Annotated in this window: 14 protein-coding genes and 1 pseudogene; 7 read left to right on the forward strand and 8 right to left on the reverse strand. The window is 54.0% G+C overall.

Features of this window, described 5'->3' with window-relative positions; translation table 11 throughout:
* Positions 1 to 194 precede the first annotated feature (194 nt).
* The 3 genes from MJ923_RS10240 (at position 195) to MJ923_RS10250 (ending at position 3857) form a co-directional block, all read left to right on the forward strand.
* A complete protein-coding gene (locus MJ923_RS10240) occupies positions 195 to 1964 on the forward strand; it encodes an alkaline phosphatase D family protein (RefSeq protein ID WP_240590991.1) in 1770 nt (589 codons plus the stop codon).
* A gap of 246 nt (positions 1965 to 2210) precedes the next feature.
* Positions 2211 to 2777, forward strand: coding sequence for a phosphoribosyltransferase (locus MJ923_RS10245; protein WP_126168101.1), 567 nt, complete (start codon positions 2211 to 2213; stop codon positions 2775 to 2777).
* 591 nt (positions 2778 to 3368) lie between these two features.
* A complete protein-coding gene (locus MJ923_RS10250) occupies positions 3369 to 3857 on the forward strand; it encodes a DUF4844 domain-containing protein (RefSeq protein ID WP_240590992.1) in 489 nt (162 codons plus the stop codon).
* A gap of 87 nt (positions 3858 to 3944) precedes the next feature.
* Here the strand turns inward: MJ923_RS10250 and MJ923_RS20890 are convergent.
* A pseudogene (locus tag MJ923_RS20890) lies at positions 3945 to 4055 on the reverse strand (IS110-like element ISMae40 family transposase); the annotation flags it as partial.
* A 145-nt stretch (positions 4056 to 4200) separates the two neighbouring features.
* Here MJ923_RS20890 and MJ923_RS10255 point away from each other — a divergent pair.
* The 3 genes from MJ923_RS10255 (at position 4201) to MJ923_RS10265 (ending at position 5343) form a co-directional block, all read left to right on the forward strand.
* Positions 4201 to 4488, forward strand: a complete 288-nt coding sequence (locus tag MJ923_RS10255; RefSeq protein ID WP_240590993.1) for a hypothetical protein — start codon at positions 4201 to 4203, stop codon at positions 4486 to 4488.
* A 91-nt stretch (positions 4489 to 4579) separates the two neighbouring features.
* Complete coding sequence (locus MJ923_RS10260; protein WP_240590994.1) at positions 4580 to 4972, forward strand: hypothetical protein; 393 nt, start codon at positions 4580 to 4582, stop codon at positions 4970 to 4972.
* A 140-nt stretch (positions 4973 to 5112) separates the two neighbouring features.
* Entirely contained in the window at positions 5113 to 5343 is a 231-nt protein-coding gene (locus MJ923_RS10265; RefSeq protein WP_240590995.1) for a hypothetical protein, read from the forward strand.
* A gap of 184 nt (positions 5344 to 5527) precedes the next feature.
* Here MJ923_RS10265 and MJ923_RS10270 read toward each other — a convergent pair whose 3' ends face one another.
* The 3 genes from MJ923_RS10270 to MJ923_RS10280 form a co-directional block, all read right to left on the reverse strand.
* Positions 5528 to 6778, reverse strand: coding sequence for a glycerophosphodiester phosphodiesterase family protein (locus tag MJ923_RS10270; protein WP_240590996.1), 1251 nt, complete (start codon positions 6776 to 6778; stop codon positions 5528 to 5530).
* Positions 6779 to 6977: 199 nt separating this feature from the next.
* Entirely contained in the window at positions 6978 to 9599 is a 2622-nt protein-coding gene (gene pepN / locus MJ923_RS10275; protein ID WP_240590997.1) for an aminopeptidase N, read from the reverse strand.
* A gap of 45 nt (positions 9600 to 9644) precedes the next feature.
* Entirely contained in the window at positions 9645 to 10529 is an 885-nt protein-coding gene (locus MJ923_RS10280; RefSeq protein ID WP_240590998.1) for a DMT family transporter, read from the reverse strand.
* Positions 10530 to 10757: 228 nt separating this feature from the next.
* Here MJ923_RS10280 and MJ923_RS10285 point away from each other — a divergent pair, with 228 nt between their 5' ends.
* The gene (locus MJ923_RS10285) at positions 10758 to 11273 is read left to right on the forward strand and encodes a cystatin domain-containing protein (protein WP_240590999.1); all 516 of its coding nucleotides are present in this window, start codon (positions 10758 to 10760) and stop codon (positions 11271 to 11273) included.
* Between the two features lie 88 nt (positions 11274 to 11361).
* On the opposite strand, the gene MJ923_RS10290 is transcribed toward MJ923_RS10285, so the two are convergent.
* The 4 genes from MJ923_RS10290 to MJ923_RS10305 form a co-directional block, all read right to left on the reverse strand.
* A complete protein-coding gene (locus MJ923_RS10290; protein WP_240591000.1) occupies positions 11362 to 12132 on the reverse strand; it encodes a substrate-binding periplasmic protein in 771 nt (256 codons plus the stop codon).
* A gap of 109 nt (positions 12133 to 12241) precedes the next feature.
* A complete protein-coding gene (locus MJ923_RS10295; protein ID WP_240591001.1) occupies positions 12242 to 12790 on the reverse strand; it encodes a DUF924 family protein in 549 nt (182 codons plus the stop codon).
* A 10-nt stretch (positions 12791 to 12800) separates the two neighbouring features.
* Positions 12801 to 14330 carry a PH domain-containing protein gene (locus MJ923_RS10300; protein ID WP_240591002.1) on the reverse strand — a complete coding sequence of 510 codons (1530 nt, stop codon included), beginning with the start codon at positions 14328 to 14330 and terminating at the stop codon, positions 12801 to 12803.
* Positions 14327 to 14857 (reverse strand): PH domain-containing protein, encoded by a 531-nt coding sequence (locus MJ923_RS10305; RefSeq protein ID WP_240591003.1) that lies wholly within the window; start codon positions 14855 to 14857, stop codon positions 14327 to 14329. The genes MJ923_RS10300 and MJ923_RS10305 overlap by 4 nt, the downstream gene beginning before the upstream one ends.
* Between the last annotated feature and the right edge of the window lie 115 nt (positions 14858 to 14972).

A 14972-nucleotide genomic window follows, 5' to 3' on the forward strand; every position in this document is an offset into this window, starting at 1 on the left:
ACGATAGTGGGGTTAACCCCCGGCTGGCGTGGCATTTACAGAAGTATAGCATCCTGTATAACTGGTTGTTTTTCAAGATTGTTGCAGCAAAGGGCTTACCAAGTGTGTCATGCTTGTGTAATAGTAATGTTGCAAACTAAGACTCATTAGACCTCATACCACTTTAACTGCATACAACCAAAGGAATAATAATAATGAAACGGTCTTATTCACGTCGTGACTTTCTGGCCATGTCAGCCAAAGGAGTGGGCGCAGCCGTGTTGTCTTATGGTCTCATGGGCTGCTCCAGCAGCGATGATGACACTCCCGCTATTGCGGTCAACTTTGTTCACGGTATTGCCAGTGGCGATCCTGCCCATGATGCGGTGATCATCTGGACCCGTGTGACCCCCGACATCGATGCTGATGTCACTGTCTCCTGGCAGGTGGCCAAAGACGCCGACTTTAAAGAACTGGTCACCGACGGCAGCACAGTCACCAATAAAGACAGAGACTACACAGTTAAGGTGGATGCCATGGGCCTGGCCGCCGGCAGCACCTACTATTACCGCTTTATGAGCGGCGATAAAACCTCGGCCACCGGCAAAACCCAAACCTTGCCGGAAGGCGCCGTGTCACAGGTGAAGCTGGCAGTAATGAGCTGCGCCAACTTCCCGGCCGGTTACTTCAACGTATACGAGCTGGCCGCCGCCCAGGGCGATTTGGATGCCGTAATCCACCTTGGCGACTATATCTACGAATACCCCCGTGGCGGCTATGCCAGTGAAAATGCCGCCGCCCTTGGCCGCGAGGTGCTGCCAGAGCATGAGCTGCTGAGCCTGACTGACTACCGCACCCGTTATGCCCAGTACAAGGGCGATGCCAGCCTGCAAAAACTGCACGCCGCCGTGCCCTTTATTACCGTGTGGGACGACCACGAAGTCTGCAACGACGCCTGGCGTGATGGCGCTGAAAACCACAACGAAGGCGAGGGCGACTTTGGTGCCCGTAAAGAGGCCGCCCTGCAGGCCTATTTTGAGTGGCTGCCCATCCGCCCATGGCGCGAAGGTAACCACGAAGAGATCTACCGCAGCTTCGCCTTTGGCGATCTGGTGGACCTGCACATGCTGGACACCCGTCTGCTTGGCCGTGATGAACAGCTGCAATTCGAAACCTACCTCGACCCGGCCACCGGCGCCTTTGATGGCACCAGCTTTATGGCCGATGTCACCAGCACCAGCCGCACCATGCTGGGTGCGCTGCAACTGCTGTGGCTGCAAAGCAAGCTACTCACCAACTCTGCCCGCTGGCAGGTGCTGGGTCAGCAGGTGTTGATGGGCAAGATGTTGCTGCCGGCGGCCATCGCCACCCAGCAGCTGTCGATTCCCCAGTTCGCTGAGCTGGCTGCGCTGGCGCAGCTGGCGGCCCGCGCTCAGGCTGGCGATCCTACCCTGACTGAGGAAGAGCTGATGTACCTGGCGGCCAATCAGCAGAAGCTGACCCCGGAGGTGATAGCCCTGCTGCAACTGCCGTCTATTCCATACAACCTGGATGCCTGGGATGGCTATGCCTACGAGCGCGAGGTGATCCTCGGCACCGCCAAGTCGAAAAATGCCAACTTGGTGGTGATTGCCGGTGATACCCACAACGCCTGGGCCAACGAACTGCGCGATGTGAATGGCGACGTGGTTGGGGTGGAGTTTGCAACCAGCTCAGTGTCTTCTCCGGGGCTTGAGTACTACCTGCAACTGCCGCCAGAGCAAATTCCGGCTACCGAAGCGGCTGTGGTCGGTCTGGTGGACGACCTTAAGTACGCCAACCTCAAAGACAGAGGCTTTATGGTGCTCACCTTTACCGAAGCCGAAGTGCGCAGCGACTGGCACTTTGTGTCGACCATTCTCGATAAAGACTTCAGCGAAGCCACCGAGCGCCGCTACAGCGCCCGCACGGTGGTGGGCAGCCACGTGATTGAGCCGCTTGCCTGAGCTGCGGCTTAAACCTAAAAAATCCACCTGCGGGTGGATTTTTTCGTTGCGGCTGGAGGAAATTCTCCGCCTTGTTATGCTTGCAGCAGTCAAGGGGCAAAAATTTGTGTAAAATGCGCGCCCAAATCATGCAGTAAGGCGGGTTTGGGCCCTGTCTGCGCACCAGCTCCTGCCGTTTTGCCATGCCCTTTGCAGCAGGCGGCAAAGGATTAAAAAACACAATAATGATGATGGGGACAAAAGACTATGTCAGATAAACACTACATTACCGCCCAGCAGTTGCTGGAAGACTCGTTCCGACTCGCGGCTCAGGTATACGAGAGCGGCTTTCGTCCGCAATTTATCGTGGGTATCTGGCGCGGCGGTGCCCCTATCGGTATCGCAGTGCAGGAATACTTTGATTTTAAAAAGGTAGACACTGACCATATCGCGGTACGTACCTCCTCTTACTACGGCATTGGTACCGACAAGCAGAGCAAAGAAATCAAGGTGCACGGCCTGCATTACATTATCGAAAACTGTAATGCCGACGACGGTCTGCTGATTGTGGATGACGTGTTCGACTCGGGTCGCAGTATTCACGCCCTTAAAGAAAAACTGTCACAGCTGATGCGCCTCAACATGCCCCGCGATATCCGTATTGCCTGCCCATACTACAAGCCGAAAAACACCGCAGTACCATTAAAGCCGGACTATTATATCCATGCCTCTGAAGACTGGCTGGTATTCCCCCATGAAGTCTCGGGTTTGACTCCGGATGAGATTGCCAGCGGCAAGAGCGATCTGAAAAATATCGCGGAGCTGTTTATCTAAACGAGGCTTGGTAAGCCAGACTTAGCGCTGTTTGAAAAACGCCGTGCCCTGCAACAGGCACGGCGTTTTTGTATTTATCCTTTCTACATTCTTGCGCTTTGCTGCGCCTGTTACCAAAAGCAAATCGTCCTGTGTGGCTCACCGCATTTGCCCAAACTTAACGGGCTGGTCAAGTTGGCTGAGCTGTGCCAAGATGCTGATTTGAAGGATCAAAGCATTTATCAGGGACGCAGTTTCTCACTCCATCCCATGCGGTAGCCATGCCCACGCTTAATAGCAATCTTAAAAGTCATGCCTAAATGGGACGCTTGTATCGCCCCGGTCGGATTGCTGGGTGAATATGTCTGCCAACCTGGCACGCTTTGCTTCTTTGTTTAACGGCATAGCCCTTTTAAAACAGCTCCTTGCATCAGTCAGCAAGTGAAATAACAGGCGAGAAACCGTGCTGGCACGCTTTGTTGTGGCAAGTTATCTGGACGAAACGGACTAAGAGATTAATTCTATTGAATATTAGTAGGCACGCTTTTCACTGGTCTGAGATGATAAACGAGCCAGCACGTTATACAACTGTTATGCATGGAGTATGGAAAGTTGCTGAAGTTATTAATTAAACTTGTAGTTGGCTTTTTCTTAGCACTGTTAATTTTAGTTGGGCTTGGTATATCGGGTGCATATTTCTATATCTGGCCAACTTTTTTAAATGATCAAAAGTTGAATGTATCAGACACAGTAATAGTAGAGCTTGCTAATATTTTGGAAGAGAAAAAATTCTATCCGGCTCCTTATGAATTCTATTTTGGCGCACCAAGTGAAAATATTAGAATTGATGCTGAGGCTAAAGTTAATTTAGCGCTTAAAGAAATCATTCAAGCTGTGAAAACCAATCCTAAAAAATCGGCAGTTCTTTTTAGTATTAAGAGTTCGCTTAAAAATTTTCAAGAGTTTGACTCTGAAGAGAATGAAAGAGCGCTGTACTATTTTGAGCGGGTGCTTGAAATCTTAAATATTCATAGCTCAAATGAACTATTTAATGTTTGGCGTTATGGTTTTCCGTATGGGTGGTTTCTAAAAAATGCATAACAAGTGACTGTGGCATTCCGTCAATGTTTATTACGCCAATTCAGGTGATTTTTCGCCCCAGCGAGTTCCGTTTTTCATCATGACTCTTTATGAAAGGAACAGGGTGACCAAGAGCTTCCGCATGCAAGCGATTATCGCCACCTTGGGCAGCTTCCCCTGAGCCTTTAAGTGTTCGTAGTAGCGTTTGAAAACGGGGTTGCACAAAATGAAAAGACAGGACAGCCAAATCTTTCTCTTGATAAATTCATTCCTTCTTCACTTAAACAGGCACAAGCCTGCGGTTTGTATGGGGGTAAGTAGATGTTTAGGATGTCCTGTGTCTTTTTTATAAGGAGAGTAAAGTATGGATTGGCTGATTTGGGTATCTTTAGGAGCTCTTTTTATTGGATTATGGCATGAGATAAATAGATTTCCTGCTACAAATGATTCAATCATAAAGTTACAAGAGAGACTCGATGAACTTGAGTCAGAAAATCATGATTTACAGGTAAAAGTTGAAAACCTTGATAGCGAGGTTTTGTCACTATCGAATGAAATAGACAAAATCAAAGATCCAGCTTATCACCAAGCATTAGAAGGTGGAGACGGCCATGCACTTTATGAAATGGAAAAAGCTCGTGGCAATATTTGAGGTCCAGAATTTAACAAGCAAAGGCTGCATTGCCATGCGGGCTAGATGCGCTAACGCGCGCCGCTGCTTTGGGCGTTAGGTGCCAAGGAACATGGAAATATTTGTCGTTTTTCTTGTTTCAATTTTGTTCAGGAAATCTATGGGGAAACCTATAGTTGCTCCAGAACTAGATAAAGTCTTGTACTCAGATAAATGGGTTTCAGCCCATGCATTTAATATTTTTCAAATTCTAGGTGGAGCTCGAAACTGTTTATGGATCAAGGTTACCCATGAATCTGTAAATATTGCTCCTCACTTTCCATTCTCATGCTTTTTCTTACCTGAAGTTTGGGGGTGTGAGTGGTGTTTTCCTAAAAAAGACCTTGTGAACGTGGAGGAAAATGTTTTGGGAGTTGTTGTCACGTATCGTCACAAAGGTAAGCTGAAGCAGTTCAGGGTATTCCCAACAAGTAAAAAGGGGTTTGTTCAAGCTGCTTGTTCCTAACAATCGAATCAAGTCGCTCACAAGTTCGCTGGGACGCCAAAACTCTGTGGCGCTTTGCTATCGCTCCGCGATTCTAGCAAAATCACCTTATCATTTCGTCGCCCCTTATTCGGGCGTTATATAACAAGAGGCAGATCCAAGTGAGTAAAGCCCTGATCATCGTTGGCTGTTTAGTTCTTTTATTTGGAGTTGCAGGCTTCGCGATAGACTTCTTGCCAATTGATACGTTTCAGTCATCATCTAATGATGCTTACCTAAAAATCGCACCTGCTGATGAAAGTTCATTTGATTGGACTCGATTTCGTTTGCCGGCATTGGTTGTTGGGGCAATATTTGTTGTCATAGGTAAGTTTGTCAGTGGTAAAAACTAGAGGAGATAATTCAGGACAGCCAAATCTTTCTGAAATCGGACTTTGAATCCGAAGGCTACCTCTAATCCATCCAAGAGTCCTGTTTAACGCAGTAAAAAAGCCGTGTCTGTGACACGGCTTTTTGCTTTTTATGTTTTGCTTTGTTGGTTCTACCCCTCTGCCGAGGGCGGATATCTGACGCCGGTTACAAGCCCTTGCAGTTGGCGTAGTAGGTGACGGTGGCAGGCCAGTCGGAGAATACTCCAATCACACCTATGTCTTTGGCGAGCACGTCGAGCAGCTCGTACACCACGCCTTCGTTGTTGGTGATATCTGTGATGCTTTGATAGTACCAGCCGCCGCCATCGGTGAGGTGGCCGGAGCGCTCCAGCGTCCAGGTGATAATCTTAAGCCCGGCGGCCCTGGCCTGCGTGGCGTAGGGGGATGGCACTATCTTGCCATCGCTGCTTACTGTTACCAGCATCCACAGTGGCGGGGCGATAATTTCCACGCCATCGGCTTTAAGCTGGGCCATAGTGGGTTGCCAAGTGTCGGGGTTCATAGGGTCGAAACCGGCCTGGGTTTCATCTCTGTCGTCAAGATACACCGCCTGATTGCCAAACTCAGGGGCGGTGGCAATCCAGTGTTTTACGTCATCCAGGTTGAAGGATTGCGGGTAAACGCTTGCGCCGCTCACTCCTGCCGCCTGATATTCAGCCACCAGTTTATCGGCATAATCCTGCTGGCTCATGCCATCGAATGGCATGGTCACCGCGGGGGCCTTCAGTTCCGGGGTCATCTTCACTCCGGCGGCCTTGAACATTTCAATCGACTGGGAGTGGGTCATCAGGGTGCCGGTGGCAGAATACAGATCCGTGCGCCAGCCCGGGGTGCCTGCCATATAGGCCTCCACTGTGGTGGCCTTGGGGTTGGCGCCGTCCATCTTGCCCTTAAGGCTCATAAACTCTTCCAGGGTGATGTCGCTGGTGCAGCACTTGGCCGAGGCCGGGGTGTCGGTTGCGGCATCAAAGGGGCTGAAGGGTACGCTGCATTTGGCGGCCAGTTCCGGTACTGCCAGGATATTGGTGGTGGTGTGCAGATCGCACTGAGAGTGACGGCAAACCAGCGCCTTGTCGGCGGTGAAGGTGACGTCACATTCCACCACGCCAGCGCCCGAGTCGATGGCGGCCTGATAAGACTCGCGGGTGTGCTCGGGGAACTGCATGGCCGCGCCTCGGTGGCCGATTGACAGGTCGCTGCGGTAGAAATTCATGCCGTGGCAGGCTTCAAGCTCACTCTTGAGTGGGCCATCTGTCATCTGCGACACCAAATAGGCTGGACGCACCCCCACCTTGGCAGGCACCTTGGGTGCCTCGGGCGGGTTGTCATTGTTGTCGTTACAGGCACCAAGCAGGCCAAGTGGCAGCAGCCAAAGCAGGGATTTTAGTTTTAACATCTCGGGTCGTGTCCTTGGGTGGGTATGAACTCAGGAGCCCAGATGCTACCGGCCTAAGGTGACGTCGCTGCGACGCTGAGGTGACAGGAGTATGACAGCGAACGATGCTAACTGTTTGCTGCAAAAAAGATTTTATCGGGTTGCATATTGAAAAAGCCCCTGCGAAGGGGCTTTTTTGTGTTGACTGATGCAGGATCGCTCAGGGTAGGCGGGTAACCACATTCACGCAGCGCTGCTGCAATTGGCGTGCTTCCAAAAGGGCGCGTTCCATACCGCTTGAGAGCTTGGGTTTGGCTGCCAGATAGTCGCTGATGGCCGCTACGCCTTCGGCGCTGCAACTTGATGGGATAAGCGTGGCGGCAGAGCGGGCAAACACCGGGCCTCTGGCATCCAGCTCGGTGAGCATGGCAAAACGCTCATCGCTGCTCGCCTGCGCCAGCAGTTGCTGCTCCGGCGGATACAGGGAATACATGGCAATGCGAAGTTTGGGAAACGGCTCGCTGCCGGCGGCAATCTTGCCAAGCCACTGGCGCTTGATGCTGGCGTCAGGGCGCTGCACCTTGGCGCGGATAGCGGCCTTCTGGCCTGAGTCGCTGCTGTCACGGGCCAGTTCATCGCGAATGCGACGCTCGGCGCCTATGGCATCGAGGCGATTCAAACGGGCTATGATATCCCAGCGTCTGTCCTGATCGATTTCCAGCCCCTGAATGCGGCTGGCGCCATCGAGCAGTTCGTCCAGATGGCCAATGGCTTCACCGCCATAAGCGAGCGACACATAGGCATCGAACCAGTTGCCCTGAAGCTCGCTGTTGCCGCGGCTTTCCATGGCGCGGCGCAGGCTCATTTGCGACAGTGCCAGCAGGGCCTTTTGGGTGAATTTACCTGATGCCGCCGGGGCGCTGTGCAGGTAATCGGCGCTGCGTTTGAGCTTGTCGATGATCTGGTTGCTGATCTGCAGATCCTGCTCTTTGGGGGCATTCACCAGCGCGGTGGCGATAAAGTCCTGCAATGGCAGCTTGCCGTCTTCCACGCTGTCCCACAGGCTTTGCCACAGCATGGCGCGCAGCAGCGGGTCTTCGGCACGGGCCAGGTGGCTGCGGGCTGTTTCAAAAGAACGGGCATCCAGATTCACCTTCACGTATCCCCAGTCCTGATAGTTGGGATACACAAGCTTGGGGCAGTGCTTGCCAATCAGCGAAGGCACCTCGGTTTTGGCACCCTTGAAGGTGACTTCCACTACCCGGTCGCGATGCAGGCCGTGGCGGTCGGCATCGAACAGGGCCAGTTGCACTTTTTGCTCCCGCAACACCGGATACTCGGCCGGGGCACTTTGCAGCAGGCTAAAGCGGCTGATTACGTCGCCCTCACAATCGAACTCGGCCTGAACATGGTTTACACCGGGCTGATACAACCAGTCCTGGGTCCATTGGCTTAAGTCTTTGCCCGAGGCTCTTGCGAGGCTTTGGATAAAGTCGTCCAGGGTCGCGTTGCGGTAGCTGAATTCATTCAAGTAGCTGGCAACGCCGCGGCGAAAGGTTTCCTGGCCCAGCAAAATGCTCAGCTGACGCAGGCTGGCGGCACCTTTTTGATAGGTGATGGCATCGATATTATCGAAGGCATTACCCGAGGTGGGCACGGGCACTTCGATGGGGTGGGTGGTCACCAGGCTGTCCTGGGTGTAGGCGCGCTGCTTGCCTCCGGCGTAAAAGCTTTGCCAGGCATGGGCGAATTCAGGGATTTTCTCCAGCGCCATGGTGCCCATCAGGGATGCGAAACTCTCATTCAGCCACAGGCCATTCCACCACTTCATGGTCACCAGATCGCCAAACCATTGGTGGGCCATTTCGTGCATGATAACGCCAGCAAGCGATTGCTTTTGCTTAAGACTCATCTCGCCACTGCTGACAAAGCCCGACTCAGAGAAGGTGATGGCTGCGGCATTTTCCATGGCGCCGTACAAAAAGTCCGGCACCAGCAGCTGGTCATACTTTTTAAAGGGATAAGGGATACCGAAGTAGCCTTCAAAGTAATCAATGCCCAGCGCTGTGTAGCGGAACCAGTCTTCCGGGTTCACCTTGTCGGCAATGGACTGGCGGGCAAAGAGGCGCATTGGATATTTGGCGCGGCTGTCCTGCCATACTTGATAGGGGCCGGCGTGCAGCGAGAAGTTATAGGGGCTCAGCTTTGGTGTGGCCGGGAAGTCCCACACTTTAATATTGCCTTCGTCGGTCACGCTGGTTTCGCGCATGGTGGTGATCACCTGCCAGTCGGCGGGAGCCTTCACCTTTACCTTATAGCTTGCCTTGAGGTCTGGCTGGTCAAACACGGCAAACATCTGCTGGGCGGCAGCGGGCTCGAAGTGGGAGTAAAGATACACCTTGCCATCGACCGGGTCTTCGAAGCGGTGCAGGCCCTCACCATTGGTGCTGTGGGGGCGCACAAAGCTTACTTCAATGCGGTTTTGGCCACTGGAGAGCAGCTTGGGGTTGAGCACAAGGTAGCTGCCGTTGTAATTGGGGTACACCTTGGCGCCGTTAATCACAAGACCTGTGACTCTGGCCTGATTCAAATCCAGCGTCAGCGGCGAGAGGGTATCGGCCAAATCGAAGGTCACAGTGCTGGTGGCGCTGAATTCACGCTCGCCGGTGAGCGAAAAATCCAACTCGTAGCTGACATTGCTGACCCGTGCCGAGCGGGCGGCGGCTTGCTCAGCGCTGATGTAAGGTGTTCCATCGCGACCACCTGTGGAGCTGGTTGTGGCGGCGCAGGAGGCCAGAGTGAGCGCGGCTGCGGCCACCCAGATTTGGCTTGATAATTTCACGGATGCTTCCTTCAGTTGCCGGCAGGCGGCTTGTATTTTTGCCGCTTAACTTACCCCATGGGCGTTGGCTTGACCAGTGCGGCGAGGCGGTCTGGTAAGCTGTGCCTGGGCAATGCCGCTCAGCAGAATAAGGCCGCAGCCAGCCCATTTTAGTGCCGACATGGGCTCGTTAAACAGCCAAAATCCAGCCAGTACCACGACCAGCGGCTCAAGGTAAGCAAGGGTGCCGAACACCTTGGCGGGCAGGGCGGCTATCGCCTTTACCGCGAAAAGTATCGCCAAAAAACCGGGGAACAAGGCCGCCATCGACAGCCAAAACCAGTCGTTGCCGCTGGGAAAGGGCAGCTGCCAGATCAGCGGTACGCAGCAAAGGGCGCCCACCGACAGCTGCACCCAGGTTTTGGCAAAAGGGTCAGCGCTCGCAGGTACCTGCTTGTTTATCAAAATAAAGGCGCTGTAGGCCGCGAGGCACGCAAAGGCGTAGCCCAGTCCTTCGGCCTCGGCGCCCTGGGTGTCGAGGGAAAACTCCTGCAACATGGCAAAGCCAAAAAACGCCAGTAGCACCAGCCCCAGAGAGGCCTTCGTCAGCCGCTCGTTAAACAGGAAGTGGGCGCCGATGGCGGCCACCGCTGGCGCCAGATATACCAGCATAATAGCAAGCGACATGGGAATGGTTTCGATGGCTTTTAAAAAGCACAGGATAAAGCTCGCCAGCAGCACGCCGCCAAGCACAGTGCCCCAATGGGGAAGGGCCAATAAGCGTTTGCCCTGACCTTTAATCAGCACAAACAACATCAATATCAAGGCGCCGAGGGCCAGACGATAAAAGGTGAGGGTGGCGGCATCGAGGTCGCCCAGGCGGGCAATAATACCTATGGTGCCCATCAATATGGCCGAGCAGGCGGCCATCAGATAGAAGCTGGATTGCATAAACAGGGCGGCTGGTTATTGTTATGGGCAGCCAATGTAGCCGGTTGATCTGTTCTCAGCAAGCACCCTGTCCGGGCTTGCGCTTTATTGGCGTGGCTCGCAAAAGTTGCGCCCGTCAGTCAACCTAAAGGCGGTTTTTGCCCTGGCACGAATAGTTGCATCTCAATAGTTTGATATAAAAATGAAAATGGAAATTCATCATCGTCTTTGAACATAAGGATGTGGCATATGCATCGGATTTATATCGGTTTGCTTGGCATGGCGTTATTGGCGGGCTGCGGCGACAATGCCGGGCATACTCAAGCTGTCGCTGATTCGCCTGCGGCGCAGCAAGCGTCTGCCCAGGAAGCGACAACACAGCAAGCGTCAGTACAGAAAGAGTCAGTACAGAAAGAGTCGGCAGCGCAAGCAGCAACTCAGGGAGACATGGCAATGGTTCAGGATGGTATTAAAGATTGTATCCCCGGCGATGGCTTACCCGGCGGCTGGCATCGTCAGGAAGAAGTCAGTGACGACGCCAGGGCGGCGCTGGATACCGTGCTCAGGCAGATGAACACGGCGGCCAGGCTGAAGGATATTCGTGAAGTGCGCACCCAGGTGGTGGCCGGGCTGAACTACGCCATTGAGTTTGAACTCGATAACGGCGAAGTGTGGCACACCAAGGTGTATCGCGACCTTAAGGGCCACTACAGCATGAAGGATGTTGCCGTCCACGGACCGCTGCTGCCGCTGTGTCCCCGCTAGTCGCTTGCTGAGGCAAGGCTGGGCGCAAAACACAGAACCCCCAGTTGGGCTCGCGGCTTATCTTATGTAGCCAAAGGTGCTGCCGGACTTATTCATCGTCCGGCAGGGCCAACATATCGCGGTATTTGAGCCGCAGCGCATCGAGGGTGCCGTCTTCACTGATTTCTTTAAGACCGGCATTAAAGTCGTCGCGGATTTGCTCTGATCGAAACGCGAAGCGGTAATCCAGTGGTGGAAAGATGCAGTGCTCATCGACATCCACCAGTGCATCTTTGAAACCCGCATCCACTTCCTGCTTACGGTAATAACCAAAAATACTGCGTTCGAGGATAATGGCGTCGGTGCGCCCCTTGAACAGCAGGTGGATTTGGTGCCGCTGGGCGGCAATTTCACTGTAGCTTTCCTGCTTGGCTATGCTGTTGCCAAAGCTATCCCCAAGCAGCCTGGAGGCTTGCTGAAACGCCACCACGCTCTTGTCCTTTAAGTCTGACATCGAGGATATCGACAGGCCTCTGGATGCCAGAGTAAACACACAGTTGTGAAAGCGAATGACAGGTTCAGAGTAAAACACCCCATCGAGCATATGGGGCTGGGTGTTGATGATGCCATCGAGCTGGCCTTCTTTGAGCTCGCGAAAGGTGCGGGCGAGGGGGCGGTAATGCACCACCGTCATATGGCCCCGCCGTGCCAGCGCATGCTTTAAGATTTCGAGCTCAAGCCCGCTGTTGTTTTGCTGAATAACGTAGGGGGGAATGGCAAAGCTCACCCCTACATTGATGCTGTCTGCCCACACTGGTGTGGTTATCCCCCCCGCCAGCAGCGCCAGCAGCGGAAGGGGAAGGCGATGTTTGTTACCCATGTTTGCCTTATGTTCTCAGGAGAAGGCGGCTTGATAATATTTTTGGTGCCGCACTGAAAAGTAAGCTGATTTAAGTCTAGCTCACCCGGTGAATTTTCACCTTGTTACCCTAGAAGGAAGAACCTGGTTGCTGCAAAAAGGCCTCCTCTTCGTCGCTGGATACTCGGCCTAAAATCGCGTTTCTATGGGGGTAGCGACCGAAGCGGTCGATGATAGCCTTGTGGCGAATTTCAAATTCCAGATTGCCCCTGGCCGCATCGCTGTCAAACAGTGTCATGGCGACCTGATGGATGACGGCCGACTCGCTGTGCATATACGGCATGTACAAAAAGGGCGCCATCTGCGCTGGCAGAGCCTTGTCAGCACCGAGGGCAACCGCCTCCTGGGCCAGCGCCAACGCCATGGGATCGGCTTCAAAGGCGGCTGGAGTGTCGCGGTGGATATTGCGGGAAAACTGATCCAGCACTATCACTTCGGCGAGTCGTCCCAAAGGCTCGCTGCGCCACTGATACAGCTCGCCTTTTTTTGCCGCAATCAGCCAGTCGCCAAAGCGCTGCTTGATAAGCTGGTCGAAAGCATCGTCTTTTTGCCACCAGTGCTTGGGACTTATTTCGGTAAACCAAAAGTCGATAACGCTTTGCCAGTGGTATGCAGCCATTGAATGCTCCTTAAATCCAGTTGTGATTGTCAGGTCGAACCCGGTCGAGGGCGGCTTTTGCCATGGCTTTGGCATCGCCAAGGGGGATCCAGGGCAGGCGCAGTTCGCCGCTGGCCAGACCTATGTTTAAGGTGGCAAAGCCTGCCTTTCGCTGCCCCGGAGACTGCACTATGGCAAGGTGCTGCACCTTGCACAGGGCAATCCGCTTAATGCTTTGGCCAAGCAGGCCGCTGCGATGCCAAATCACGTCCTCGCCCATAAGGTAGCCCCAGTGGCGGAATCTGAGCCACATCCCAAGCGCCGTAAGTGTTGAGGCGGTCAGAGCTATTTCTATCGCCACCCAATTATTGGAAAAAGCGATGAACAGGGTCGCTATGAGTGCGGGCAGCAGCAAACGGCGACTGAGCCAGCCACTGCTTATCGGCAGAAACTCTGCGGCGGCAGGAGGCTTGCCACTGTTGCCGGGCAAGGCGGGCAGCGCATCGAGTAGTTCGCTCAGCTCCTCGCGGGTCAGCGCAGGTACCAGCAGCGGCAGCTTGACGTGCTGCTCAACTTCGTGGCCCTGCACCTGACGGAAAAACAAGGTCCAGCGCCCCAGCAGCCGGGCAATGGGCGGTTGGTTGAATTCCAGCAACTGCACCCGGCGCATCGCCAGCGCATCCTGCTGGTGGGCAATAATGCCGCCGCTGCGCTCAAGAGTCGGCTCTGTTTGCGGGCCAAGGTGCAGTTGATAGGGGTGATACTTCAAAAAGGCGAACAGAACCGACAGCAGCGAAAACAGCACATAGCCCAATACCGCCAGCGCCGCCATGGTGAGGCTTGCCATCAGCGGTCCTTGCTGCTTGATTTGCAAAGCCGCTTCCAGCCCCAGTGACTCGATGATTTTGTCCATTGGCAGCTGGCCCATAATCGAGCCAGCAAACACCATAAACCAAACAAAGTTATTGTGGTACAAACCGAAGATAATCAGTTCTTTGGGTGAACGTTTGACCAGCACCTGCCCTGCGTCAACCAGGGTGTCCGGGGGCAGGCTGTCGCCATCATCCAGGGCGTCAGCGCCGGTTTGATCTGCCTCTGCGAAGCGGCGCTGCTTACCCAGCAAATGGGATTTAAGCTGTTGGGCACCGGCGAGTTCCATAGCGGCAATGCTGACTTCATCATTCTTGGAGCCTGCGGTCTCCACCACCAGGGTACACAGCTTTAAGGGTTTGAAATAAAACGGCTGATCCAGCCTGACGTTCTGAATTTTATCGAAGGGGAGCTCATCTTTGCGGACAAACCACAGCCCGCGGCGCACCTCGAGTTTGTCTGCGCCCGGGCGAAAACGGTAGGTTACATACTGGATAAGCGCGTAGCTGATGATGCCAAGCAGCACCGCCAGTGCCACCCCAATCACCAGCGGCGAGTCGAAACCCTTTTTCCAGCCGGTAAAAACGATAGGGATCAGTGCATAGCCTTGAGTCAGCACACCTTTTGCCGTGCCCAGGGTAAAGCTGACCACAGACCAAGGCGACAGTCGCTGCCACGGATTATCACTCATGTGTCACGCACTCCGGCCTTGGCCAGAATATGGCCGCGAAGGCGTTCGGCGCTTGCCATGGTCAGACCGCGGATCTCTATCTCGGCCCGGCCGCTGCCGGCGCTGAAGCATTTGAGCGACGCCAAATCGTAGCGGCGCTCCACCGGCCCTTGGGACAGGGTCACATGCTGAATGCGGCTGTAGGGCAGTGCGGTACGGGTCTGCCACCAAAAGCCTTGCTGACTGATGACTTCCTGCGCCGAGACGCCGTAGCTCAGGCTGTGGGCCCAGCGGTGGCACAGCCACAGCACCAGTGCACACAGGCTGGCGCCAATGCCGTTCACTATCAAAAGTGGCATGGCACCTGCGTGGGTGAAGATTAAAAACAGGCTGATGGCGGCGAGTACCACCAAAAAGCCGACGGCCGTGCTGGCCAGCAGCATGCCCGGATAGCGGCTATCCACCGGCATCAGCTCGGGCACATCGAAGGGGCTCCAGTCTTGCTCCTGCAACAGGAATGGCTGCGAAATGGCATCTTGTTCCTGCATTTGTTTCATCCTTGCCACATTTTCTGGGATGTTTGGCAATATAACAGTGAAAACTCATATAAATCCAGCGGTTTGGCCAAACTCTCTGTTGAGGCAGCAGCGAAGCGAAGACGCT

The organism is Shewanella zhuhaiensis (assembly GCF_022484835.1).
Lineage (GTDB): Bacteria > Pseudomonadota > Gammaproteobacteria > Enterobacterales > Shewanellaceae > Shewanella > Shewanella khirikhana.